This is a genomic window from Paraburkholderia terrae (assembly GCF_002902925.1).
Classification (GTDB): Bacteria; Pseudomonadota; Gammaproteobacteria; order Burkholderiales; family Burkholderiaceae; genus Paraburkholderia; species Paraburkholderia terrae.
On sequence record NZ_CP026113.1, the window covers coordinates 1,026,959 to 1,050,578 of the forward strand.

The 23,620-nt window shown below is 63.4% G+C and carries 21 protein-coding genes; 13 read left to right on the plus strand and 8 right to left on the minus strand.

Going from position 1 to position 23,620, the window contains the following annotated elements:
- Window positions 1-68: 68 nt before the first annotated feature.
- The gene (locus C2L65_RS34455; protein ID WP_042306218.1) at window positions 69-986 is read right to left on the minus strand and encodes an ATP adenylyltransferase family protein; all 918 of its coding nucleotides are present in this window, start codon (window positions 984-986) and stop codon (window positions 69-71) included.
- 5 nt (window positions 987-991) lie between these two features.
- On the minus strand, window positions 992-1,477 hold the full coding sequence (locus C2L65_RS34460) for an adenosine-specific kinase (protein ID WP_042306217.1): 486 nt from the start codon (window positions 1,475-1,477) through the stop codon (window positions 992-994).
- A 227-nt stretch (window positions 1,478-1,704) separates the two neighbouring features.
- On the opposite strand from C2L65_RS34460, the gene C2L65_RS34465 reads away from it, so the two are divergent.
- The 3 genes from C2L65_RS34465 to C2L65_RS34475 all read left to right on the plus strand — a co-directional run bounded on the left by C2L65_RS34465 (window position 1,705) and on the right by C2L65_RS34475 (window position 3,793).
- Window positions 1,705-1,956, plus strand: a complete 252-nt coding sequence (locus C2L65_RS34465; protein ID WP_042306216.1) for a hypothetical protein — start codon at window positions 1,705-1,707, stop codon at window positions 1,954-1,956.
- 125 nt (window positions 1,957-2,081) lie between these two features.
- Complete coding sequence (locus C2L65_RS34470) at window positions 2,082-2,591, plus strand: membrane protein (protein ID WP_035995104.1); 510 nt, start codon at window positions 2,082-2,084, stop codon at window positions 2,589-2,591.
- A 230-nt stretch (window positions 2,592-2,821) separates the two neighbouring features.
- Window positions 2,822-3,793, plus strand: a complete 972-nt coding sequence (locus tag C2L65_RS34475; protein WP_042306215.1) for a DMT family transporter — start codon at window positions 2,822-2,824, stop codon at window positions 3,791-3,793.
- Here the strand turns inward: C2L65_RS34475 and C2L65_RS34480 are convergent.
- The 4 genes from C2L65_RS34480 to C2L65_RS34495 are packed head-to-tail and all read right to left on the minus strand — an operon-like array spanning window position 3,783 to window position 8,804.
- The gene (locus C2L65_RS34480; protein WP_042306214.1) at window positions 3,783-4,538 is read right to left on the minus strand and encodes a phosphatase PAP2 family protein; all 756 of its coding nucleotides are present in this window, start codon (window positions 4,536-4,538) and stop codon (window positions 3,783-3,785) included. The genes C2L65_RS34475 and C2L65_RS34480 overlap by 11 nt on opposite strands.
- Entirely contained in the window at window positions 4,535-5,392 is an 858-nt protein-coding gene (locus tag C2L65_RS34485; protein WP_042306213.1) for a metallophosphoesterase family protein, read from the minus strand. Before C2L65_RS34485 ends, C2L65_RS34480 begins: the two co-directional genes overlap by 4 nt.
- Window positions 5,389-6,387 carry a diacylglycerol/lipid kinase family protein gene (locus tag C2L65_RS34490; protein ID WP_081920841.1) on the minus strand — a complete coding sequence of 333 codons (999 nt, stop codon included), beginning with the start codon at window positions 6,385-6,387 and terminating at the stop codon, window positions 5,389-5,391. The genes C2L65_RS34485 and C2L65_RS34490 overlap by 4 nt, the downstream gene beginning before the upstream one ends.
- Window positions 6,384-8,804 (minus strand): penicillin acylase family protein, encoded by a 2,421-nt coding sequence (locus tag C2L65_RS34495; RefSeq protein WP_042306212.1) that lies wholly within the window; start codon window positions 8,802-8,804, stop codon window positions 6,384-6,386. The genes C2L65_RS34490 and C2L65_RS34495 overlap by 4 nt, the downstream gene beginning before the upstream one ends.
- Before the next feature lie 285 nt (window positions 8,805-9,089).
- Here C2L65_RS34495 and C2L65_RS34500 point away from each other — a divergent pair, with 285 nt between their 5' ends.
- The 6 genes from C2L65_RS34500 to C2L65_RS34525 all read left to right on the plus strand — a co-directional run bounded on the left by C2L65_RS34500 (window position 9,090) and on the right by C2L65_RS34525 (window position 16,078).
- Window positions 9,090-10,208, plus strand: coding sequence for a nucleoside hydrolase (locus C2L65_RS34500; protein ID WP_042306260.1), 1,119 nt, complete (start codon window positions 9,090-9,092; stop codon window positions 10,206-10,208).
- A 157-nt stretch (window positions 10,209-10,365) separates the two neighbouring features.
- The gene (locus C2L65_RS34505; RefSeq protein ID WP_042306211.1) at window positions 10,366-11,382 is read left to right on the plus strand and encodes an alcohol dehydrogenase; all 1,017 of its coding nucleotides are present in this window, start codon (window positions 10,366-10,368) and stop codon (window positions 11,380-11,382) included.
- A gap of 201 nt (window positions 11,383-11,583) precedes the next feature.
- Window positions 11,584-12,351: a DUF3348 domain-containing protein gene (locus tag C2L65_RS34510; RefSeq protein WP_042306210.1), complete on the plus strand. Its 768-nt coding sequence runs from the start codon at window positions 11,584-11,586 to the stop codon at window positions 12,349-12,351.
- Window positions 12,352-12,361: 10 nt separating this feature from the next.
- Complete coding sequence (locus C2L65_RS34515; RefSeq protein WP_042306209.1) at window positions 12,362-14,800, plus strand: DUF802 domain-containing protein; 2,439 nt, start codon at window positions 12,362-12,364, stop codon at window positions 14,798-14,800.
- Window positions 14,797-15,444, plus strand: a complete 648-nt coding sequence (locus tag C2L65_RS34520; protein ID WP_042306208.1) for an OmpA family protein — start codon at window positions 14,797-14,799, stop codon at window positions 15,442-15,444. The genes C2L65_RS34515 and C2L65_RS34520 overlap by 4 nt, the downstream gene beginning before the upstream one ends.
- Window positions 15,437-16,078, plus strand: a complete 642-nt coding sequence (locus C2L65_RS34525; protein ID WP_042306207.1) for a DUF2894 domain-containing protein — start codon at window positions 15,437-15,439, stop codon at window positions 16,076-16,078. The genes C2L65_RS34520 and C2L65_RS34525 overlap by 8 nt, the downstream gene beginning before the upstream one ends.
- A 14-nt stretch (window positions 16,079-16,092) precedes the next feature.
- Here the strand turns inward: C2L65_RS34525 and fusA are convergent, their stop codons facing one another.
- A complete protein-coding gene (fusA, locus tag C2L65_RS34530; protein ID WP_042306206.1) occupies window positions 16,093-18,138 on the minus strand; it encodes an elongation factor G in 2,046 nt (681 codons plus the stop codon).
- A gap of 174 nt (window positions 18,139-18,312) precedes the next feature.
- On the opposite strand from fusA, the gene C2L65_RS34535 reads away from it, so the two are divergent.
- Entirely contained in the window at window positions 18,313-18,966 is a 654-nt protein-coding gene (locus C2L65_RS34535; protein WP_042306205.1) for a DsbA family oxidoreductase, read from the plus strand.
- A gap of 22 nt (window positions 18,967-18,988) precedes the next feature.
- Here C2L65_RS34535 and C2L65_RS34540 read toward each other — a convergent pair whose 3' ends face one another.
- Complete coding sequence (locus tag C2L65_RS34540; protein WP_233446717.1) at window positions 18,989-21,115, minus strand: TonB-dependent receptor; 2,127 nt, start codon at window positions 21,113-21,115, stop codon at window positions 18,989-18,991.
- Window positions 21,116-21,541: 426 nt separating this feature from the next.
- Here C2L65_RS34540 and C2L65_RS34545 point away from each other — a divergent pair, with 426 nt between their 5' ends.
- The 3 genes from C2L65_RS34545 to C2L65_RS34555 are packed head-to-tail and all read left to right on the plus strand — an operon-like array spanning window position 21,542 to window position 23,597.
- Window positions 21,542-22,135, plus strand: coding sequence for a cytochrome b/b6 domain-containing protein (locus C2L65_RS34545; RefSeq protein WP_042306204.1), 594 nt, complete (start codon window positions 21,542-21,544; stop codon window positions 22,133-22,135).
- A gap of 3 nt (window positions 22,136-22,138) precedes the next feature.
- Window positions 22,139-22,930 carry a molybdopterin-dependent oxidoreductase gene (locus tag C2L65_RS34550; RefSeq protein WP_042306203.1) on the plus strand — a complete coding sequence of 264 codons (792 nt, stop codon included), beginning with the start codon at window positions 22,139-22,141 and terminating at the stop codon, window positions 22,928-22,930.
- Between the two features lie 52 nt (window positions 22,931-22,982).
- Complete coding sequence (locus tag C2L65_RS34555) at window positions 22,983-23,597, plus strand: hypothetical protein (RefSeq protein WP_042306202.1); 615 nt, start codon at window positions 22,983-22,985, stop codon at window positions 23,595-23,597.
- The last annotated feature ends 23 nt before the right edge of the window (window positions 23,598-23,620 follow it).

Here is a 23,620-nt window from a genome sequence, read left to right on the forward strand (position 1 = left end):
ACGCAGAGATTAGGCGAAGCCCGAATACGGCGGAAATACCAGTTTCATGTGCCAGTCATAGGGCGATCCTATTGCGGCCAGGGCAGGCCGGCGCGTTGCAGCACGGTCATCGGGCCGACCCGCTCGATCAGTGCCAGGTGTGCCGCGTCACGCACGAAGAGCGATCCGGCGAACCCTAGCGCGTTCACCGACACGCCCTCCACGTGTTCCGCCGATCTGGGAACGAGCAGCATCCATTGGCGCGTGACGAGCAGGTTGTACGGCGACGATTGACATGGAACGCCGTCGGTCTCCGTGGCGCCGACGCCCGCCGCGTCGAGCAACGCGCGGTAACAGAAGAGTGCTGTCTTTGCGGCATCGGCGGGCGTCGCATGATCCAGCGCGATACGCGTGAATGCGTGACGAAACGGCAGGCCCGGCACGCGCATCGCTGGCCCATTGGCGACGGCTTCTGCTAGCAGCGGCTCGACAGGCACGGCAGGCCCCGAATCGCCGAGCGGCAGCGGCACGATCTGCAGATGCTTGTGCGGCTGACTGGCACCCGCCTCGGGGCCGCCATTGTAAAAGCCGATGCCATCGAATTCCGCCATGCAGGCCCTCAGCGCTTCGAAGTCCGCGAGATCGAGCAGCGCTTCCTGCCGCTGAAAATCGCGTGTGACGATCAGCAGATGATGGTCGATGACGTTGAACTTGTTGAGCAAGGCCAGATGCGTATCGGAGATATCGGCGACGAACAGGTCCGGCTCGTAAGGAAGAAACGGATTCGCGACAGGACCTTTCTCCGTCTGCAGCTTGCGCGCTTGCCGGCGCTGCTGCTCCTTGCGTGTGAGGCTCGACACCTGCCGCACGACGAACCGGACAACGCCGCTTTCGATCACGGCCTGAACGGTATCGATAGGTTGCAGCGCGCCGCAGCGCAGCGCGTGTTCGGTCTGCCGCTCGATGGCGGCCCACAGCGTACCGGGCGCAAGGCGTCGATGTTCCATTCGGGTCAAAGTTTATAGCCGATTGTGCGCAGCAGGTCCTTGCGCCATTTCACGTCTTCCGCGCCTTCGACGCCGAGGGGCGAGAACCCGTCGATCACGCCGACGATGCCCCGTCCCTGATCCGTTTCCGCCACCAGCACCTCGACGGGGTTGGCCGTTGCGCAGAAGATGCGGCACACCTCGGGCACGCCCTTCAGCGCATTCAGCACGTCGACGGGGAAAAAGCCGTCGCCGAGAAACACGAAGAAGCTGTGGCCCGCCGCGACGTTCAGCGCGTTCTGGCTGGCCATCTCGACGAGCGCATCGTCGGTGCCGGAGCGCCGCACGAGCCGCTTGCCGGACGCTTCGCAGAACGCGAGGCCGAACTTGATGCCTGGCACGGTGCCGACGAGCGTCTCGTGGATATCCTCGACGGTCTTGATGAAATGGGATTGCCCGAGAATGAAGTTGGTCGTTTCGGGCTTGACGACGGTGACGGCGGACAATTGCATGGCGGGCCTCGCTCCGTTGCGGCAGAACGTTGGTGAGAGATGCGTGTCAGATGCGTATCGAGCTTGTTCTAGCCTAGACGTAAGCGCGCGCGAGTGAAAGCGGGCGCGATGTAAGGCGATTGTTTGATTGATCGAAAGCGGACGCGGAAACATCGCGATACAAATTCCACACGATGCTTACCGGGCGGGCTCAGGTACGCGCCAGCCGATGTGGGAAAATCAGGGACATGAAAACGCCCAGAATTGCAATCATCGTGGCCATGCTTGCCGTGGTCAGCCCGCTGGCGCATGCGAGCCTCGCAAGCGGCGCTCACCAGTTCAAGACCGACGCGAAGACGGCAGGCCGGGAGACCGGGCACGCCGTTCGCGACGGCGTGCATGCGGTCGGACACGGCGCGAAAACGGCAGGCCATGCCGTTGCCGACGCGACAAAGCATGGTTATCACGCAACGAAGAAGTTCGTGACGGGACATGGCTAGGTGCCGCATTGCAGCATGCTTGAATAGCGTGTTTGCGGCCCGCTGAACGGCCATTCAGGCGTACGATTAGAGGCATCGCCCCGTTGCATCCCGTTGTGGATGCCGCCAATTGACGGAGAGCCGATATGAGACGCCTTTATTTCATTGCCCCCGACACGTTGACCGCGAAAGCGATCGTCGACGACCTGCTGCGCGCGCGAATCACATGGCGGCACATCCACGTGCTCGCGAATCACAGCGTCACCCTCGAAGAATTGCCCCAAGCCTCTTTGCTGCAAAGCAGCGACGTCGTGCATTCGCTGGAACGCGGCGTGGCGCTCGGCGGCGTGACGGGCGCGCTGCTTGGCCTCGTGGCGCTTGTTTATCCGCCCGCCGAACTGGCCATCGCGGGCGGTGCGGTCGTCATGCTGACAGTGGCGGGCGCCGGTTTCGGCGCGTGGACGGCCACGATGATCGGCGTCAACGAGCCGAATACGCAGTTGGAACGTTTTCGCGATGCGATACGCGACGGCCAGTTGCTGATCATGGCCGACGTGCCCGGATCGCGTGAACATGAGATCGAGCAATTGATTGCGCAGCATGTGCCGCGAGCCGATCTAGAAGGCGCGGAGCCCGCTTCGCCGATCTTTCCGTAGCACCTGGCAGGTCTTTCGCGCGCCGGCAGCGATTCGACAACGCAGTGCAAATGGTTGACAATCGAATGCCTTGCGCGCGGGGATTGATCCAATAAACGGCTTCACAGATTCGTCGTGACGGCATCCAGCCGCCTCACACGCGACATCATCGAGCCCGACCCGCCGCGCTGTATCTATGCACGCGAACCACGCCTAAGGCGCTTTCGCGCAAGACCTGCTGACAAATATCAATGAGAAAGACTCTGGACGGCCTCGCCGTTTCAAGCATGGTGATGCTGTGCCTGATATGGGGACTCCAACAAGCGGCAATGAAAGCGATCGCTGCCGATGTCGCACCACTGCTTCAGGTATCGCTGCGCTCCGGGGTTGCCGCCGTGCTGGTCTGGGTGTTCGGCCGGTTGATCGTGCGCGACACATGGCTCAAGGGTGTTGCGCTCGGGCCGGGCTCGCTGGTCGGCGTGCTGTTTGCCGCCGAGTTTCTGTTCGTTGCCGAAGGCCTGCGCCTGACCACGGCGTCTCACATGGCCGTGTTCCTTTACACCGCGCCGATGTTCGCGGCAGTCGGTCTGCAGATCGCGCTGCCCTCCGAACGCTTGACGCGCATGCAGTGGACGGGCATCGCGATCGCCTTCGTCGGGATCGTGATTACCTTTGTCGGGCCGGGCGCGGGAGGCGGAGCAGGGCCGTCAGCGCCGAACTGGATGCTGGGCGACCTGCTGGGCATTTGCGCGGGCGCAGTGTGGGGCCTGACAACCGTCGCCGTGCGCGCGTCGCGTCTGAGCGAAGCGCCCGCCACGCAGACGTTGTTCTATCAACTGGTGTGGGCCTTTGTCGTGTTGCTGCCGTTTGCCCTTCTGTCCGGCCAGTCCACGTTTCATGGCAACACGCTGGTGTGGGCGAGCCTCGGGTTTCAGGCCTTCGTCGTCTGTTTCTTTAGCTACGTTGCGTGGTTCTATCTGCTGAGAATCTATCTTGCGTCGCGGCTCGGCGTGCTGTCGTTCATGGCGCCGATGTTCGGCGTTGCGCTCGGCGCGCTGCTGCTGCATGAACGGCTCGATCCGACCTTTCTCGCGGGCTCGGCGCTCGTGCTCGTGGGCATGCTGGTCGTCAATGGGCGCGAGTGGCTGAAGTTCGTCTTCGCACGGCAAAGTCGCGATGGCGTGAACGCGAAGCACGCCGTTGACAGACGTCTCAACCGATAACGCGTCGCCGCAGCCACTCCGCCACCAGCACGCAGGCCGTGAGCCATGCTGTTGACGTCATCGCGCCCGCAAGCACATCGCTGGCGAAATGCACGCCGATGATCAGCCGGCTCCACGCAATCATCCCGACGACAGCCACCGCCCCCAGGACCACGGGCAGGCGCCAGCGCGCGGGCAGCGTGCGTATGAGCACATACGCGATCGCGCCATAAGTCGCGAGCGAGCCGGATGTGTGGCCGCTCGGGAAACTCCAGCTATGCACGGACGCGAACGCGGTGTCGTAGTCAGGCCGCGCGCGGCGGATCAACTGCTTGAGCGTCATGTTCAACAGGCCGTTGCCGCCCGAAGCCGCGGCGAGTGTGCAGGCGAGCAGAAGGTGCCGCGTCGACAGCAGCGCAATGGCGCCCGCTGTGCAGCAGACCGCTAGCACCTTTGGATCGCCGAGATGTGTCGCAATAGCGAAGGCATGTTTGACTTCGCGCGGCACGGCAGCGCCGAGATCTAGCGCGAACGCGAGGTCGAAGCGGGTCAACGCGGGATCGGTCAACAACGCATGCGTGAGCGCCGCGAAGCACGCGGCCGCAGTGACGATGACAACCACGCCAACGCCAATCCCCGCGTTAAATGTCAGCATGCGCGCGCGGCCCACACGAAACGCACCGTACGCAATGCATTCCGCGACGATCAGCGTCGCCACCATCAGTTCGAGCGCATGACGGCCCGCGACGCTCGCAAGCTCCATCATGACGAGCCGGCCGCGCGCGCCGAAACGGGCGAACGCGCTTCATCCGCGCTGGCGAGATCGAGTGCATGTTCCAGCACAGGCACGAATGCGTGGCCGCTTTCGTCGTAGTCATAGCGGGCAACGACGGCTTTGCGCCCATTCGGATCGCCCGCGTCGTAGCGAATCAGATTGACGGAATTCGAAATTTGCGCGCGAATGCGCGTCGATACCGCGGTGCCCGCCTGCACGGCCCACACGGGCCGCGCGATGTCCATGCGGCTCGCGAGCGGCAGCACATACGGCAAATGGATATGTCCGCCGACGATCAGATCCGCGCCTGCCTGCGCCCATCGGAGGATCGCGGGTTCGCGGCCGTGCAGCAGATTGCGCGTGTCCTCTGCCGCGACGGACGCCACGGGATGATGCGTGACCACCACGCGCAGTTGCAGCGGCGTTGCGCGTTCGAGTCGCCGCGCGACGCGTTCGATCTGTTCCGTGGAGACTTCGCCATCCGTATGCCGCGCGCGGCGCGTCGTATTCAGCCCGATCACCAGCAGTTCGCGCGACTCGAAAATGGGTTCGAGATCGGCGCCGAATACGCGTCGATGATTCGCATACGGATGCAGCACGCGCGCAAACAGGTTGAAGAGGGGAATGTCGTGATTGCCGGGAATCACGAGAGTCGGTGTTACGCCCAGCCGGTCCACGAACGCCCGCGCCGCCGCGAACTGGCTGCGCCGCGCGCGCTGCGTGATATCGCCGGACAGCACGGCGAGATCCGGCTGCTCGCGCGCGGCGAGTTGCAGCAAGGCCTCGACGACGTCGGGCCGTTCGGTGCCGAAATGCGGATCGGAGATCTGGAGCAACAGCGTCATGAGCGGTTCAGGGCGGCGACATCGGCCTCGGGTTTCAGCAGATAAAGGGGCGTGTCGCCGACACGGAATTCGAGCGGCATCTGCATGCGCGTGACTTCGCCATCCATTGCGATTTTGACACGCCTGCGCCGCTTCGACGGATGCGTGACCGTGAAGCGGCGAAACGCGAAGCCGATCACGTTGTCCGCATCGCTCATCCGGCTCAGTGCGCCGTGCAGCGACAGCACGATCTGCGCAACGCGGCCGATCGCGCGCGGCGCCAATGCAACCAGCAAGCCTTGCGCCAGCAACGGCGCTTCCGCCGCGCCGACCTGTTCGAGTTGCAGCCGGTTGTTGGCGACGAACAGCGTCGACGTGCGGATCTCCTGCATCGTGCCTTCGTGATCGACATGCAGACGCAGATGCCGATGCCGCCGCAACAGCATCGCAATCGCCGACCACAGCGCGACCAGGCGGCTGCGCCCGAATTGCCGCTTGTAGATTTCGCGATGCTCCAGCATCTTCGGATACAGCCCGAGGCTCGCGTTGACGAGGAACATGTGGTCGTTGACGTAGCCGACCTGCACGGGATGCGCGCGTGCCGTCAGCAGCAGATCGACGGCTTGCGCGGGATCGGCGGGAATGCCGTGGTCGCGGCTGAAATAGTTGAACGTGCCGCATGGCAGCACGCCGAATGCGCAGCCGCTGCCGATCACCGCCTGCGCGACCGCGCACAGCGTGCCGTCGCCGCCCGCACCGACCACCGCGCCGCCGCGTCCCTGCGCGAGTTCGACCGCGCGTTGCGCCGTCGCGCCGAGTTGCGACGGATCGTCGACGAGCATCAGTTCGTATTCGCGGTTCGCTTTGCCGAACGCGTTCGCGATCAACGCAGCCGTGGTCTCGCCTTGCTTGCGCCCGGAGCCGGCATTCATCACGATCACGAACGGCGCGCGCCCGTCCATCTGCCGGGCTTCGCCGTGCGCAGGGATGGCAGACGGACGGGCGTCGGAGGTCATCGCGTCGATGTGCCGGGCACGAGATGAATGCGCTTTTCCGTCGCCTGTTCGACGGCGGCGCGCGTGTAGAGCAGCGGGAAATACTCGCCGTCCAGCCACATCTGCGCGAGGTCGCGAAAGTGCGGGTTGTCGGGATCGCCCGATTCGCCGGGCAGATTCACGGCACGCGAGTTGTCCCAGTTGCCGACATCGACGATCACGCGAAACGACGGGCCGTTGGTCTCGCGGAAGTCGCTCGCGCGATACGTCGACTGGTTGGGCGTGTAGGCGCTGCCGCCTTTGCCCGTCGGTCCGACGTTCAGCTTCGCGCGCATGTCGGCGTCGACGAGATCGGCGAACGGATGCGCGTTGAGGTTGGTCTGCAGCTTGCCCCATTGCCATGCGCTCGCGTCGGTGCCTTGCAGGCGGACCATCTCGCGATACGCGTCGCCCAGGCTCGTCAGCAGCACAGTGTCGCGCTTGCCTTGCGCGTTGTCGCCGAAGCGCGCGTCGGGATGTTCGAGTGTATCGAGCATCACGGCTGTGTCGGGTGCGCCGAACGCATCGGCGGCGGCCTTGGGCAACACCGCTTCCTTGAACGCGCGGCCGAGATGGCGCGACAGCCACACTTCTTCCAGCGCGGCTTGCGGCGAATTCGCGCCCATCTGCGCGTCCCAGCCCTTGAGCAGCGCGAGCGCGGCGCGTGTGTCGGCATCGTCGGATGACAGCGGCGCGAGCAATGCGACGAGCCGCCGCGCGGGAATCGACACGTCGTCGTTCTGCAGACGCTCGCTGTCTTCGATCGACACTTTCGGCGACGCCTTCAGCACTTCGTCGATGCGTTGATGGCGCGAGCCGTTGGTCCATTCGAAGCCGAGCTTGCGCTGCGCAGCGGGGTAGTCGTCGGGCAAATTCATTTCGTTCGACGTGGTGAAATAGCCTTGCTTCGGATTGAACGCGGAAGGCATGTCGTCGCGCGGCCAGAAGCCGGCCCATTCATAGCGTCCGTCGCCTGGCACGGGCAGCAGGCCGTCCCAGTTCGGACGCTTGGGCGCGAGACCACTCGGCACCCAGCCGATGTCGCCATGCGTGTCCGCATAGACCTGATTGACGGTCGGCGCACCCCATGTCGACAGATCGTTCTTGAACTGCGCGTAGTTTTTCGCGCGCATGTAGCGCACGGAATCGAAGTAAGGCGACATGCCCGGCGCGAGCCACGCGGTGCGTACGGCAAACGCGCGATGCTTCGCATCTTCCGTGTAGATCACGGGACCATGCCGCGTGAACGCGAGGTCCGCGGTAACGGGCTGGCCGCCGCGCACGGCGATCTGTTCGCGCACGATGCGCATCGGCTCCCAGCGCTCCTTGTATCGGTATTCGTGAGGGTTCGCGGGATTCAGTTCATAGACGTACAGGTCTTCCTGATCGATGTTGAAGATCGTGAGACCGAACGCAATCGCGCCGTTATGTCCGATCGAAACGCCAGGCGCCGACGGCTCGCCGCCGCCGATCAGGTCGAGCGTCGGCGCGCTGATCTGCTGGATGTAGCGCAGGCTCGGCGCGGCATAGGCGCGGTGCGGATCGTTCGCCATGATCGCGCGGCCCGTCGCCGATTTGTCCGGCGCGATCACCCAGTTGTTGCTGCCTTCTGTGACTTCCTCGGGATTGTCGGCGGCGGCGATCACGGTTGTCGCTGCGTCGGCGCTCTTCAACGAGTCACGCGTCACGCGTACGTTTTGCGTGGCGAGGTTGAAGACCTTCAGGACGTCGTCGGGCAGGCAGGGATCGAGTCCTTCGGGCATGTGCGGCTGCCACTGCGGTTGCAATCCGAAGCGGATCGAATCCGCATCGAGTGTGCTTTTGCACGTGACCTTCGCGCGCGCCACTTCGCTCTCCAGATTGCGCGTGAGGCCGTGACTGCGGATGCGTACCACGTCGTCGGCGGACCACTTCGCGGGCCAGTAGCCGACTTTGCGAAACTCGTACGGCAAGCGGTCCGGATGCGCGGCGAGCCAGTCGATATACGCATTCACGCCCGCTGCGAAACGCGTCGCGACCGGCTTCGCGTCGGGACCGTAGCGTTGCCACTCCACCGCCATGTCGCCGCGATACAGAAAGAGCCGCGTCGCCTTGTCCTGTTCGACGTAGGCAGGGCCGAACACTTCGGCGAGTTCGCCGAGACCGCGTCGGCGCCACAAGTCGATCTGGAACATCCGGTCGCGCGCGGCGTTGAAGCCCTGCACGAAGAACGCGTCGTGTTCGTTCTGCGCAAAGATATGCGGCACGCCCCATTTGTCGATGAGGATATCGGTGGGGCGTGACAGGCCTTCCACTGTGATCGTTTCGTCGGGTGCGCTGTCCGCGCGCGCCGGTTGAACGGACAGCGCGCCGAGCGCCGCGCATGCAAATATGACCGCGAGAGTGTGTCTTGCCTGCACTTGTTTCCTCCTTATGGTTGCAACGCAATGTCTCCGTGAAGATGTTGACTGTACCCGACGATCTGGCGTTCGTTGAGCAGAACGTGACACCTCCCATGTTGCTTGCGGGTGCAACGTTCAGTGCGTGCATGCAACACGCATGAGTTTCGGCGTGAAACGCACGGCCCAAGCGGTTTTTGGCGTGCTCGCGGTTTTGTTCGCGTCGGCTTTGCCACTATGATGAGCCTGCTGCCGACGCGGCCCCGATCACGCAGCGCGAACACAAGCGACAACAAGGAGACGCCATTGAAGCGACTTTTCGTCACGATGTCATGCGCGGTCATGCTGTCGGGCTGCGGCGGAAATGGCGTTGCGCGTGCCGCGCCGAAGGTGATCGTCGATAGCGACTACAACACGCTGAGCGACGACGGTCAGCTTGGCGTGATGGCCGCGCAATTGCAGGCGCAGGGCAAGATCGAGGTGCTTGGCATCACAGTCGTGTCGGGCAACCAGTGGCTCAAGCAAGGTGTCGCCGACGCGTTGAAGTCGATGGAACGGCTCGGCGTTGGAGACCGCATCGGCGTGTATGCGGGCGCGAATTACGCGCTGGCGCATCCCAATTCGGAAATCCGGCAGGAACTCGCGCGGTTCCCCAGCGGCGACGGCTATCTGGGCGCATGGAGTACACCGGAGCCGACTTCCGATGCTCAACTCGTCGCACCGCCTGACGGCTTCGCAACGCATACGAAAGTGCAGAGCAAAAGCGCGGTGGACTTCATCGTCGATAGCGTGAAGGCGAACCCGAACCAGGTGACGATACTCGCGATCGGTCCGCTGACGAACATCGCGCTCGCGGCAAGACAGCATCCCGAAATCGTGCCGATGATCAAGCAGATCGTCTACATGGGCGGCGCGATCGACGTGCCGGGCAACACCACGGCGACGGCCGAATTCAACTGGTGGTTCGATCCCGAAGCGGCACGAGAAGTGCTGCGTTTGCCGATCAAACAAACCGTGGTTCCCCTCGACGTGACCGACACCGTGAAGATGGATAAAGCCGTCTACGACCGCATCGCGCACGATCCGACCAGACAGACCATCATCACGCAACTGTTCAAGCAGTTGAACGGCTATGGTTTCGACGGCAAGAACGGCTTCGAAACCAACCCGAACTACACGACCGACGTTTGGGACACGCTCACGATTGCCTGGCTGATGGACCCGAGCTTCGCGACGCAGACGGAAGAACGCTGGGTCGACGTCGATACGAGCTTCGGCGCGAACGACGGCAAGGCGACGGGGTACGCAAGCTCGCCGCCGGCAGGGCTGCAGAAGATGACGATCATCAAGCGTTTCGATAACGCACGTTTTTTCGATTTCTATGTCGATCTGCTGACGCGGCCAGTGCCCGTGAAGTTGCCGTGACAGATACGTGGTGTCGCGTGTTCTCACCCGCGTGTGTCCGTTCAATTGCGCACGCATCATTGAGCACCTAGTATCCATTTCGGACCAGCCGGCTGCGTCGCGATGCGGAACGGCGCAAGCCGCGCTGGCATGACTGTTCTTCGACTGGAGCAATTCGATGCGAAAGATGAGAGCGGTACAGGTGAGCGGGCCGGGCGGCGCGCTGGAACTCGTGGAGCGTGACGTGCCGGCGCCCGGCGCGGGCCAGGTATTGATCAAGGTGCAGGCGTGCGGCATCTGCCACAGCGATTCGCTGACCAAGGAGGGCCAGTGGCCGGGCCTGCAGTATCCGCGCGTGCCGGGGCATGAAGTCGCGGGCGTGATCGATACGGTGGGTGCGGGCGTCGAAGGATGGAAAGCGGGCGAGCGCGTGGGCGTGGGTTGGCACGGCGGACATTGCGGCCATTGCGCGAATTGCCGGCGCGGTTATTTCGTCGTGTGCGAAAAGGGCCAGGTGCCGGGCATCAGCTACGACGGCGGCTATGCCGATTACCTCGTTGCGCCCGTCGAGGCGCTGGCGCGCATGCCTGCAGAACTCAACGACGTGGACGCCGCGCCGCTGCTTTGCGCGGGCATCACCACGTTCAACGCGTTGCGCAACAGCGGCGCGCGCGCGGGCGAGGTGGTCGCGATTCTCGGTATCGGCGGGCTGGGGCATCTTGGCGTGCAGTTCGCGCGGCACATGGGCTTCAACACGGTTGCGATCGCGCGCGGCGAGGACAAGGCGCCGCTCGCGAAGCAACTCGGCGCGCATCACTACATCGACAGCCGCTCGCAGAATCCCGCCGATGCGCTCAAGGCGCTGGGCGGAGCGTCGGTCATTCTCGCGACGGTGACCAACGCCGACGCGATGACGGCCACGCTCGGCGGCCTCGCGCTCAACGGCAAGCTGATCATCCTCGGCGTCGCGGACAAGCCGATCGAAGTGCCGCCTGTCCAGTTCATCATGGGGCGCAATGCGGTGCAGGGCTGGCCGTCGGGTTCGTCGGCCGATTCCGAGGACACGCTCGCGTTCAGCGCGCTCGCCGACGTCAAGCCGATGATCGAAACGTATCCGATCGAACGTGCCGCCGAAGCGTACGACCGCATGATGAGCGGCGCCGCGCGCTTTCGTGTCGTGCTGACGATGAACTAGCCATTTCGCCTGATCGGGCGAAGCATGCGAGCAAAAAGCCGCCGTCGCGAATGCGCGACGGCGGCTGGAAATCCGTCTCTGCCTGTGTTTGCCGGGGTTTGCGGCATCTGCGGGAGGCCCGCAACGCTCCTTCGACATCGCGTCCGCCAATCTCACCTCCGGCAGCGCGTAAAATGCTGCCTTTTCATGGTTTCGGGTGGTATGGTTCAAGCCCCTCAGCGTACGGCGGTCAGCGGTCCGACGCTCGTCCGTCTGCTCGCGCGCCTGACTGCCGCCGACGTTCCCGCCTCCAGTCAGTCGCTGTCGGACCAGTTGAGCCAATGGCTCGGCTGGACAGACGCGATTGCGTTGTCGACGGCGCTCAACAGTGCGCCGCCTGCCGTCGCGTCCGGCGCGCGGGGCGCGGGCAGCGTCGAGCACGAGTGCGCGCGCGTGCGCGCGTCGCTGGCGGACGCGATTGCCGGTGACAGCATGCTCGCGCCGCGCCGGCGGCGCAGCGCCGCGCAGGTACACGCGCAGAATGCGCAGCAGCCGGAAGCGGAAGCCAATTACGCGGACTTTCGCCAGTGCTATCTGGCGTTGCAGCAGTCGATGGAAACGCGCATCGGCAGTCTGCGCGGCCGGCTGCGCAGCATGGTGGCGGCACAGACGTCGGAGATGACGCGGCTCGCGGTGGTCGACGCGATCATGGAGCGGTCGCTCGGCGCGCGCGAGCGCAGCCTGTTCGGCGCGGTGCCGGGTCTGCTCAGCGGTCATTTCGAGCGCCTGCGCCAAACCGCGCAGGACGAGCAGGACGCTCTGGACGCTGTGGCTACTACGGCCACGTCAGCCGAGAGTCAAGTCGCTGCGGCCCGGCCCGGCGCGTGGCTAGACGTGTTCCGCAAGGACATGCAGAGCGTGTTGCTTGCCGAACTCGATATTCGTTTTCAACCGGTCGAAGGGTTGCTGGCTGCCCTTCGCATCAGCTAACTGGGACAACATGTCCAGATATCGCATTGATTTTGTCGTTGTTTTTCTCGTAGGTCTGGTTGTAGCCGGTTGGGTCGGCGCCGGCTATGTCGTGTCGAATCCGCTGGCGCTCGCTGTCACGCTGCTGGTCGCCGGCTGTTATGTGGCGGGCGCGCTGGAACTGCAGCGCTATCAGGAGGCCACCGCGACGCTCACGCGCGCGCTCGCGGAACTGTCCGAGGCGCCGTCCCGGCTCGGCGTCTGGCTCGAACGTCTGCATCCCGGTTTGCGCAACCCGGTGCGCCTGCGCATCGAAGGCGAGCGCGTTGCGTTGCCGGGGCCGGCGCTCACGCCGTACCTCGTCGGGCTGCTGGTGCTGCTCGGCATGCTGGGCACGCTGCTCGGCATGGTGACGACGCTGCGCGGCACGGGCGCCGCGCTCGAAAGCGCGACGGATCTGCAGGCGATCCGCGCGTCGCTGGCCGCGCCCGTCAAGGGCTTGGGCTTTGCGTTCGGCACGTCGATTGCGGGCGTGGCGACCTCGGCGATGCTCGGCTTGCTGTCGGCGTTGTGCCGCCGCGAGCGCGCTCTCGCCGCGCAGTTGCTCGACACGAAGATCGCGACCACGTTGCGCGCCTTCTCGCAGAGCCAGAAGCGTGACGAGACCTTCAAACTGCTGCAGCGCCAGGCGGACACGATGCCCGTGCTGGTCGACCGCCTTCAGACGATGATGACGGCCATCGAGCAGCAGAGCCTCTCGCTCAACGAGCGGCTGATCTCGAACCAGCACGCCTTTCATGGACGCACGGAAGCGGCGTACGCGCGGCTGGTGTCGACGGTTGCGCAGTCGTTGAAGGACAGCGCGGCGGAAAGCGCCCGCGCGGCGAGCGCGGCGTTGCAGCCGGCGATGGAAGCCACGATGACCGGCCATGCGCGCGAGATGGCGTCGCTGCGCGAGACCGTCGAGCATGCGGTGCAGCGTCAGCTGGACGGTTTGACGACGGGCTTCGACGCGTCCACTGCGAACGTTGCGAAGCTATGGAACGAGGCGCTCGCAGGACACCGGAGCGCAAGCGAGTCGCTCGCACAGGATCTGCGCGTGTCGCTGGAAGGCTTCAGCCAGACTTTCGAGCAACGCTCGACCACGCTGCTGGACGGCGTCTCGGCACGCCTCGACACGACGGCGGGCCAGGTGTCGAGCGCGGCGGAAAGCGCGCGCGCGGCGGGCGCGGCCTTGCAGCCGGCGATGGAAGCCACCATGGCCGCTCACGCGCTCGAAATGGCTTCGCTGCGCGAAACCGTCGAGCAGGCGGTGCAGCGTCAACTGGACGGCCTGTCGAGTGGCTTCGAGTCGACCACGGCGAACGTGGCGAATCTGTGGAGCGAGGCGCTCGAAGGACACCGGAGCGCCAGCGAGTCGCTCGCGAAGGATCTGCGCGCATCGCTGGAAGGCTACACGCAGACTTTCGAGCAGCGCTCGACGGCCCTGCTGGACGGTGTGTCGACGCGCCTCGATGCAACGGCGGGACAGGTTTCTCAAGCCTGGACCCATGCACTGACCCAGCAGGAGCGCACCAGCGAAAAGCTCGCGGAACACAACCGCGACGCGCTCACGACGGCGGCATCCGCCTTCGAACAACATTCGGCAGCGCTGTTGCGCGCCGTCGATCAGTCGCATGCCGGTTTGCAGGCCGAACTGGCGTCGCGCGACCAGCAGCGTCTGGACGCATGGAGTGCATCGCTCGAAACGGTCGCGGCGACGTTGAGCCAGAAGTGGGACGAAACGGGCGAGCGCACCGCGAGCCGCCAGCAGGAAATCTGCGACACGCTCGCACAGACCGCGCGCGATATCTCGGCGCAGACGCAGGCTCACGCGAGCGGCACGATCGCGGAAATTTCGCGGCTCGTCGAGGCCGCGTCGGAAGCGCCGCGCGCGGCGGCGGAAGTCGTCGCCGAACTGCGTCAGAAGCTCTCCGACAGCATGGTCCGCGACACCGCGATGCTCGAAGAGCGCAGCCGTCTGCTCGCCACGCTCGAAACGCTGCTCGACGCCGTGAATCACGCGTCGACCGAACAGCGCACGGCCGTCGATGCGCTCGTCGCGACGTCGGCGGGACTGCTCGAGCGGGTGGGCACGCAGTTCAACGACAAGGTCGAAACTGAAACCCGCAAGCTCGGCGACGTCGCTGCGCAGGTGGCAGGCAGCGCCGTCGAAGTGGCGAGCCTCGGCGAAGCGTTCGGCATGGGCGTGCGGTTGTTCGGCGAATCGAACGACAAGCTGATGGCGCATCTGCACCGTATCGAAGCGGCACTCGACAAGTCACTGCTGCGTAGCGACGAACAGCTTGCGTACTACGTCGCGCAGGCGCGGGAAGTGATCGACCTGAGCATGCTGTCGCAGAAGCAGATCGTCGAAGACCTGCAACAGCTGGCGGGTCAGCGCGCATCTGCTGGAGCCGACGCGGCATGAACGACGATATCGACGGTGGCGTCGAGCCGACGACGCCCATCTGGGCCGCGTTCAGCGATCTGATGTCGGTGCTGCTGGGCGCGTTCGTGCTGATTCTGGTCGGCGTGATCGGCGTGCAGCTGGAACTGTCGGCGCGGCTCGACGACGCCGTCAAGCAGCGGCAGATGGAAGCGCAACGCCGCAAGACGCTGGAGCAGGCGCTGGCCGGGCCGCTCGCGGCCGGGCGCGTGACGCTGGTCAACGGGCGCATCGGCATCAGCGGCAACGTGTTGTTCGCGCTGAACTCCGACCAGTTGCAGCCGCAGGGGCGCGATCTGCTGAAGAGCCTGGCCGGGCCGTTGTCCGCGTACCTCCGCTCGCACGATGAAATCCTGATGGTCAGCGGCTTTGCCGACGATCAGCAGGTGCGGTCAAGCAACCGGCGCTTCGCGGACAACTGGGAGCTGTCGGCGCAGCGCGCGCTGACGGTGACACGTTCGTTCATCGATGCGGGCGTTCCTGCGTCGTCGGTGTTCGCGGCGGCGTTCGGCTCGGAGCAGCCGGTTAGCTCGAACGCGGATAGCGAAGGGCGAGCGAAGAACCGTCGCGTGGAAATTGCGGCGGTGCCGAGGCCCGCGTCATCGGGCGGCGGAAACCGTGAGTAACAACGTAAGCGCGAGCGACGCGCAGACCACGCTCGACGCCTGGCGCGAGCAGGGCGACGACCGGGTCGATCCACTGCGTTTTCATTTCATCGACGCGCTGGCGCGGCGGGCAGCCGCTCACGATGGCGAAGCGCGCCGCATTCTCGATGCGCGTCTGTTGACCTTGCTCGAATCCTATGCCGCCGATCTCGCCAGCCGTGCGCCAACGGTGCAAGCGCCCGAGTGCGTCGCTGTGCCAGGTAAGCCCGAGCGCGGACCGCTCGCGGAACTGGTCGATTACATCGCGAGCCACCCGCAGGCGGACGACGAGCGCGTCGCCCTCAGTGCCGCCGTTCGCTCCGAATTGAAGGCGCTCGATTACTTCCGCGAAACGTGGTCCAAAGTCAGTGCCGAGAAACAGGTGCGCGTATCGCTCGAACAGGTGCCGGGCAATGCCGGGCCGCTCAATTCGAGCAGCCTCGTGCATCGCTCGCTGTCGCTGATGCGCGAGTTGTCGCCGGGGTATCTGCAGCAGTTCCTGGCGTACGTCGATGCGCTGTCGTGGATGGAGCAGATCACGGGCGGCGCGTTGCCCGTCAAGGACGCGCCGCGCGCCGCGAGCGCGAAGAAGGGCGCACGGGGCAAGTCGCGCTAGGCACCTTTGTCGCTTCAGGCTGTATCGGCCTGCTTCTTGTACTGCGACGCAAGCTTGTCCTGCTGGTTCGGCGGAACTGGATCGTAATGACTCAGTTCGATGCTGTAATTGCCGTGCCCGCCCGCAATCGCATTAAGGCGCGACTGATAGTCAGCCAGTTCCGATAGCGGCACTTTCCCCGCCACGACCACAGCACGGCCCGCCAGATTGCGCGTGCCCTGTACCTGCGCGCGACGCGACGACAGATCGCCGATGATGTCGCCCATCGTCGTGTCGGGCGTCATCACCTCGATGTTCACGATCGGTTCGAGCAGGATCGGCTGCGCCTTGAGGATTGCGTCGATGAAAGCCTTGCGGCCCGCCGTGACGAACGCGACTTCCTTTGAATCGACAGGATGGCTCTTGCCGTCGAACACGGTGATGCGCACGTCCTGCATCGGAAAGCCCGCAAGCGGGCCGTTCTCGATCACCTGCAAGATGCCTTTTTCGACGGCTGGCATGAACTGGCCTGGAATCGCGCCGCCCTTGACGGCATCGACGAATTCGTAGCCCGCGCCGCGCGGCAACGGCTCGACGCGCAGCATCACTTCGCCGAACTGTCCTGCGCCGCCCGTCTGCTTCTTGTGGCGATGATGCCCTTCGGCCTTGCCGCCAATGGTCTCGCGGTACGCGATCTTCGGCGGGCGCGTGATGACGCCGAGTTTGTATTGATCGGCGAGCCGCTCCAGCATGTGCCGCAGATGCAGTTCGCCCAGTCCGCGCACGACGGTCTCGTTGGTGCCGACGGGATGTTCGATTTTCAGGCAAGGGTCTTCCGCCGCAAGCTTTTGCAGGATCTCCCACAGACGCTGCTCGTTGCCGCGCCGCTCCGGCTCGATGGCGAGGCCGTAGATCGGCGTCGGGAACGCTAGCGGCGCGAGATGGATGTTGCCGTCTTCGGGCGCGTCGTGCAGCACGGCGTCGAACGAAATTTCGTCGATCTTCGCCGTCGCGCAGATATCGCCAGGTCCCGCCTGCGCGACTTCCTCGTGGTCCTTGCCCTGCAGCAGCATCAGATGCGCGACGCGAAACGGCTGGCGCGCGTCACCGATATAGAGCTGGCTGTCGCGCCGCACCGTGCCCTGATGGATGCGGAACACGGCCATCTTGCCGATGTAAGGGTCGATCACGATCTTGAACACATGCGCGAGCACGTGCTTGTTCGGATCGGGTTCGGCCTGCACCGTCTCGCGCCGCCCGTCGACATCGCGATAGAAGAGGGGCGGATTGCCTTCGAGCGGATTGGGCAAGAGCTTGACGAACACGTCGAGCAGTTCGCGGATGCCCGCGCCCGTCGCCGACGACGTGAAGCACACGGGCACCAGATGTCCTTCGCGCAGCGCGCGCTCGAACGGTTCGTGCAGCTGTTCCGGCTGGACTGCTTCGCCCTGTTCGAGATACAGCTCCATCAGTTTCGCGTCGAGTTCGATCACCTGGTCGACGAGTGCGTTGTGCGCGGATTCGACCGTCAGCAGATCGGATTCGCCGGACGGATTGAAGAAGCAGTCGACTACGGCGCTTGCACCTTGCGCGGGCAGGTTGATGGGCAGACAGTCCTTGCCGAAAGTCTCCTGAATCTCTTCGAGCAGACCGGGCAGATTGACCTTGTCGCCATCGATGCCGTTCACGACGATGATCCGGCACAGCTTGCGCGCCTCGGCCCACGCCATCATGCGGCGCGTGGTCATTTCGATGCCGGTGCGCGCGTTGATGACGATCGCGGCGGTTTCGACGGCGGGCAGCGCGCTGATCGAAAGGCCGGAGAAGTCGGGGTAGCCGGGCGTGTCGGCGAGGTAGATGCGGGTGTTCTGGTAATGCAGGTGGGCGATCGCGGAAGAGAGCGAGTGGTGGTATTTGCGCTCCAGCGGATCGAAGTCGCAGACGGTCGAGCCTCGGTCGACGCTGCCTGCCGCATGGATCGCGCCGCCTTCTTTCAGCAGCGCCTCGATCAACGATGTCTTGCCGCAACCGGCGTGGCCGACCAGCGCGATGGTACGGATGGCTTCGGGTGGGTAATCCATGGCCGTCCTCATTCTGCGACAGTTATTGGGCCATTATTGGTGAAAATGGCGCCGCCTGCCACAAGACACGCGCGAATTTGCGAATTCGGGTATGTTGCGGCGCAGTAGAAAACGGTCGCGCCTGTTTCTGATAAGGTGCTCCGATCTTCTAGACATTCATTGGATCCGCAACACATGACGCAACAACTCAGAATCGATTTTGTTTCCGATATCGCCTGCCCGTGGTGCGCGATCGGGCTTTCGTCGCTACAACTTGCGCTGTCTCGTCTCGGCGATACGGTGAATGCCGAGATCGTCATGCATCCGTTCGAGCTGAATCCTCAGATGGGGCCGGAAGGCGAGGCGATCGTCGATTATCTCGGCAAGAAATATGGCCGCACGCCGGCGCAGATCGAGGAGACGCAAGCGATGATCCGCGAGCGCGGCGCGAGCGTCGGCTTTGCGTTCGGGCCGCGCAACTATGTGTACAACACGTTCGATGCGCATCGGCTGCTGTATTGGGCGGGTATCGAAGGCAAGCAGTTGCCTTTGAAGCTCGCGCTGCTGCAGGCTTATCACGGCGACGGCAAAGACCCAAGCAATCGCGACGTGCTGGTCGAAGCCGCGCAATCCGTCGGTCTCGATGCCGCGAAAGCACGCGACGTGCTTAACGGCAACGAGTATGCCGACGAAGTTCGCGCAGAAGAGCAGCAGTTCCAGGCTATGGGCATTCAGTCGGTGCCGTCGATCGTTTTCAACCAGAAGTATCTGGTGACGGGCGGGCAACCCGTCGAAGCGTTCGAGCAGGTGATTGAGCAGATTCTTGCTGAAGAGAACGCGGGCGCGTAAGCGCTTTCTCCCGCCTCAAGCATCAGAAGTACTTCGTCGCGCCCGCATACACCGCGAAATGCGGCGCGTACTGCGGTGCGCCGACGCCGATACCCGATCCGTCGCGTAGTTCGTAGACGCGGTTGAATGCGTTGACGACGAGCAAACGCGCGTCGAACTTGCCGATCAGCGGCTGGTTGAAATGCTGGATCACCCCGAGATTGACCTGTGCGTAGACGGGCAGACGGTCGGTGTTGGCAAAGCCGCTGCGCAGTCCGCTGCCTACTAATCCGTCGAACGTGAAGGTGGTTCTGCCGAAATCATACGTGCCGCCGAACGAAGCCGTCACGCGCTGGTCGTGATCGAGAAACACCCAATGACTGTTGATGAAGGCCAGCTCGTCGGGATCGAAATTGAATTGCGCCGAACTGATCTGCTTGCCCTGCGCCCGGCTATACGCGAGGTTCAGATAAGCGGAGACATTGTCATGCCTGAAGTTCGCGGTGAATTCGACGCCGTACGTTTTGCCGTATTGATAGTTGAACGGCGTGAAGATCAGGGCTGAGCCGAATTGCCCTTCGTCGAGCAGATTGGTCGACTTCTTGTAGTACGCATCGAGCCCGAGCGTGAGCGCCGAGCCGACTTTTTGCGTCACGCCGATATCGAAGTAATGGCTGCGTTCGGGTTGCACGGGATCGTTCTGGCTGGACGGACTCTGGTTCGTCGTGCCGTTGAACTTCGAGATCGTCGATCCGGATACCAGCTCGAATGCGGGCGGCGTGAAATAGCGCGCGTAGCCGGCATGTACGGTGGTCGTCGGTGTGAGCGTATAGACCATGCCGATGCGTGGGCTCAACTGGCTCGCGCTCGTGTATTCGTCCATCCGGTCGTAGCGCAGGCCGTAGTTCAGCGTGAGGCGGTCGGTAAGCTTCCATTCGTCCTGCGCGTACAGGCTGTACAGATAACCCGTTTTGCTGCTGTTGTCCGGAATGTTGAACGGTTGATCGGAAAGCTGGTTGCCGTTTCCATCGACGGCAAAGACGTTCACGCTGTTGTCGAAGACTGCGTGCTCCTGCTGGAAGAACAGGCCCGCGCGCACCGTGTGTTTGTCGTTCAGGCGCCAGGTGGTATCGACTTGCGCGCCATTGGCCGAGTTGCTGTGAAAGTCTTGCGCCGCGACGCCGTTGAACATCAGATCGCCGATCGGGTCCGGGTTGAACTGCGTGCGCGTGTAGCGCGTGAAAAACGCGACCTGATAGTCGAATGCGCCGCCGTTCGTGCCTTGCAACGCAATGGCCGCGAAGTTGTTCAACTCGGATTGGGTTTCGTTGAGCTGAGATGAATCGAATGTGTTGTTGCCGTTGAGCGTAAAGTTGGTCGGCAGGCCGGGCGTATTCGGAATTTCGAACTGGTTGCTGGTCGTGCCGAATAGCAGGCTCACGCGTGTCAGCGGATTGATGATGTACGACAGATAGCCGAACGCGTCGCCTTGTCGCGTGTGATCGTGAATCGCGTTGGCGCTCGCGGTCGGGTTTTCGATGCCCAGATTGTTCATGCCCAGCGAGCCGCTCAGATAATAGCTGAACGGCCCCTTGCTGCCATATACGTCGGCGCTGGTCTTGATGGTCTGATGGCTGCCGCCGAAAACATCGATCGAACCGCCGTTGCCCGTGTCGCCCGATTTGGTGCGGATATCGATGATGCCCGCTGTCCGGTAGCCGTATTGCGCGGGCAACGCGCCCGTCAGCAGATTGACCTGATCGATGATGCGCGTGTCGAGCGACTGGCCAAAGCCGCTGATCGGCTCCGGAATGATGATGCCGTTGATGCGGTATTGCAGGTTCGCGTGATCGCCGCGCACGTGCAATTGACCGTATGAGTCCGCGGCCACGCCTGGTGCTTGCAATAACACCTGATTAAGCGGCGTGTTCTGTCCGGCGGGCAGGGCGTCGATATCGTCCTGTGTGAAACGGTAGACGCTGCTGCCCGTTTCGGGCAGCAAGCCGTTGCGGACGTCGTCGAGACGTTTGGCGCTCACCTTCACGTCGGTCATTTCGGTTGGGTCGGCGATGTTCTCTGTCGACGCGGAAGCATCCGTAGCCGCCGATGCCCGTGAAGCGGCACTAAACAGAAGTAGCGTGGCGTACATCACGTGAGTGTGTTTGCGCATTTTGTTTTATTTGCTGTCGTTGAGATCTTGTTCGATTCGTTTTGATGGCGCGAGCGCATCCGATCCATAGGAATCCTATGAATGTGTCATGCAGCAGACTTGTTTTCGAATTGCTTACGCGATGACTGATTGCGCCGTTGAAACGGTTGTAGTTATGACTCTCCGTCCTCTCGTCGTGACGAAAGGCAATGTCGGAGATGTTATAACATAACATTCATGCGACGCAAGCGCCGTATGCCGTCTAGAGACGCGCCGTCCGCATTGCCATTGAAAGCCGATTGCAAGAAAAAAATCTGACGACACGACGGAATAACCAGCAATTGACCGCGTTAGCCCATATGTCGCGGTGCCTGACTCGCGCGCACGCGCATTGCCGGTTGCGGATCGCGTGGCGCCGGAAACTACAACATCAAACCTGGAGTGGTCTTGAGTCACAACACGGTTCAACCGGGGTGGGTGCGGATTACGCACTGGATCAATGCTTTGGCCGTCGTGCTGATGGTCATGAGCGGCTGGCAGATTTACGATGCGTCGCCGATCTTTCCCGTCATCCAGTTTTCTCGTTCGATTACGTTAGGCGGCTGGCTGGGCGGCGCGCTGCAATGGCACTTCGCGGTGATGTGGCTGCTGGTGGCGAACTTCATCGTGTATCTGGCGGCGAATCTTGCGTCGGGCCGCTTTCAGCGCAAGCTGTTGCCGCTCAAACCGACACAGCTTGCCGCCGATCTGGTCGCCGCCTTGCGCGGACGTCTGAAGCACGACGACCTCGCGCAGTACAACGCGATCCAGAAGCTCGCCTATCTCGTCGTGATCGCCGATATCGTGCTGATCGTGCTGTCGGGGCTCGCGGTGTGGAAATCCGTACAGTTTCCGCTGCTGCGCACGTTGATGGGCGGCTACGACAATGCGCGCATCGTTCACTTCGTCTGCATGAGCGTGCTGGTCGCGTTCTTCGTCGTGCATGTTGTGATGGTTGCGCTCGTGCCGCGCTCGCTGCTGCTGATGATCCGGGGGCGCTGAATCATGACGATCCGCAAGCGCACCCCGCAGCCCGGCTCTTTTCTCGCGACACACGGCGAGTCGATCATCCGCGATGCACAGCGCGAACTGAAATCACCCGCGCGACGACTGTTCGGGCAGCGTCTGCTGACGCTCGGTGGCATCGCGCTGCTGTCTGGTTGCGATCTGACCAACGACAAGGCAGTGAACACGGCGCTGCGCCGCATTTCGTTTTTCAACGACGACGTGCAGGCCCTGCTGTTCGACCCGAACAAACTCGCGCCGACCTATCCCGAGTCGATGATCACGCGGCCGTTCCCGTTCAACGCGTTCTATGACATCGACGACGTGCCCGAAGTCGACGCCGCGACGTATCGCTTGCAGATAAGCGGACTCGCGCGCGGCAAGCGCGTTTGGACGCTCGACGAACTGCGCGCGCTGCCGCAGGAAAGCCAGATCACGCGGCATATCTGTATCGAAGGCTGGAGCGCGATCGGGCATTGGGGCGGCGTGCGCTTCTCCGATTTCCTCCGCCGCGCAGGCGCGGATACTAGCGCGAAGTATGTGTCGCTACGTTGCGCGGACAACTATTGGACCAGCATCGACATGCCGACTGCGCTGCACGCGCAGACGCTGCTCACGCTCACTTACGACAACGACGTGTTGCCGCCGAAGTACGGCTTTCCGATGAAACTGCGCATGCCGACCAAACTCGGCTACAAGAACCCGAAGCATATTGTCGCCATCGAAATCACGAACCAGTACCCGGGCGGCTACTGGGAGAACCAGGGCTACAACTGGTTCGGCGGTTCGTGACGCAATGACGTTGTTCACTCGCTACACCTAAACCAACCCGTTGGGAGCTTCCATGTCTTTCCGCATCAAACTCGGCGCCACACTTCTGACAGCCACGCTTGCCACGGCTGCGTTCGCCCAGGCGCCCGCGACCAAGCCCTCGCGTATCCGCGGCGAAATCGTGTCGCTCGACGGCGACACGCTCAAGGTCCATCGCCGCAGCGGCGACACGGTGTCGATCGAAGTGAAGCCGGCCATTGCTGTTTCGGCCGTCAAGGCGATTCAACTGTCCGATATCAAGCCGGGCACGTTCATCGGCACGGCTGCGACCACGGGCACGGACGGCAAGCTGACGGCAACGGAAGTCGTGGTATTCCCTGAGTCCGCGCGCGGCACGGGCGAAGGACACTACGACTGGGACCTCGGGCCGAACAGTTCGATGACCAACGCGAACGTCGACACAGTGGTTCAAAGCACGAGTGGGCGTGACCTGAAGCTGTCGTACAAGGGCGGCAGCAACGTCGTGACCGTACCGCCTAACGTACCCGTCGTGACGTTCACGCCCGCCACGCATGGCGATCTGACGCCGGGCAAGAAGGTGTTCGTCGTCGCGACGCCGGCTTCGCAAGGCAGCTATGTTGCACAGCGTGTCGTGGTCGAGAAGGATGGCGTTGCGCCGCCGATGTAATTGCTGCAAGCGCCTCTCGAGCA

Excerpts from the sequence above, each read along its gene's own strand:
- C2L65_RS34455 (WP_042306218.1), bottom strand. The coding sequence starts at position 986 with ATGGAACATCGACGCCTTGCGCCCGGTACGCTGTGGGCCGCCATCGAG.
- C2L65_RS34460 (WP_042306217.1), bottom strand. The coding sequence starts at position 1,477 with ATGCAATTGTCCGCCGTCACCGTCGTCAAGCCCGAAACGACCAACTTC.
- C2L65_RS34465 (WP_042306216.1), top strand. The coding sequence starts at position 1,705 with ATGAAAACGCCCAGAATTGCAATCATCGTGGCCATGCTTGCCGTGGTC.
- C2L65_RS34470 (WP_035995104.1), top strand. The coding sequence starts at position 2,082 with ATGAGACGCCTTTATTTCATTGCCCCCGACACGTTGACCGCGAAAGCG.
- C2L65_RS34475 (WP_042306215.1), top strand. The coding sequence starts at position 2,822 with ATGAGAAAGACTCTGGACGGCCTCGCCGTTTCAAGCATGGTGATGCTG.
- C2L65_RS34480 (WP_042306214.1), bottom strand. The coding sequence starts at position 4,538 with ATGATGGAGCTTGCGAGCGTCGCGGGCCGTCATGCGCTCGAACTGATG.
- C2L65_RS34485 (WP_042306213.1), bottom strand. The coding sequence starts at position 5,392 with ATGACGCTGTTGCTCCAGATCTCCGATCCGCATTTCGGCACCGAACGG.
- C2L65_RS34490 (WP_081920841.1), bottom strand. The coding sequence starts at position 6,387 with ATGACCTCCGACGCCCGTCCGTCTGCCATCCCTGCGCACGGCGAAGCC.
- C2L65_RS34505 (WP_042306211.1), top strand. The coding sequence starts at position 10,366 with ATGCGAAAGATGAGAGCGGTACAGGTGAGCGGGCCGGGCGGCGCGCTG.
- C2L65_RS34510 (WP_042306210.1), top strand. The coding sequence starts at position 11,584 with ATGGTTCAAGCCCCTCAGCGTACGGCGGTCAGCGGTCCGACGCTCGTC.
- C2L65_RS34515 (WP_042306209.1), top strand. The coding sequence starts at position 12,362 with ATGTCCAGATATCGCATTGATTTTGTCGTTGTTTTTCTCGTAGGTCTG.
- C2L65_RS34520 (WP_042306208.1), top strand. The coding sequence starts at position 14,797 with ATGAACGACGATATCGACGGTGGCGTCGAGCCGACGACGCCCATCTGG.
- fusA (WP_042306206.1), bottom strand. The coding sequence starts at position 18,138 with ATGGATTACCCACCCGAAGCCATCCGTACCATCGCGCTGGTCGGCCAC.
- C2L65_RS34535 (WP_042306205.1), top strand. The coding sequence starts at position 18,313 with ATGACGCAACAACTCAGAATCGATTTTGTTTCCGATATCGCCTGCCCG.
- C2L65_RS34540 (WP_233446717.1), bottom strand. The coding sequence starts at position 21,115 with ATGCGCAAACACACTCACGTGATGTACGCCACGCTACTTCTGTTTAGT.
- C2L65_RS34550 (WP_042306203.1), top strand. The coding sequence starts at position 22,139 with ATGACGATCCGCAAGCGCACCCCGCAGCCCGGCTCTTTTCTCGCGACA.
- C2L65_RS34555 (WP_042306202.1), top strand. The coding sequence starts at position 22,983 with ATGTCTTTCCGCATCAAACTCGGCGCCACACTTCTGACAGCCACGCTT.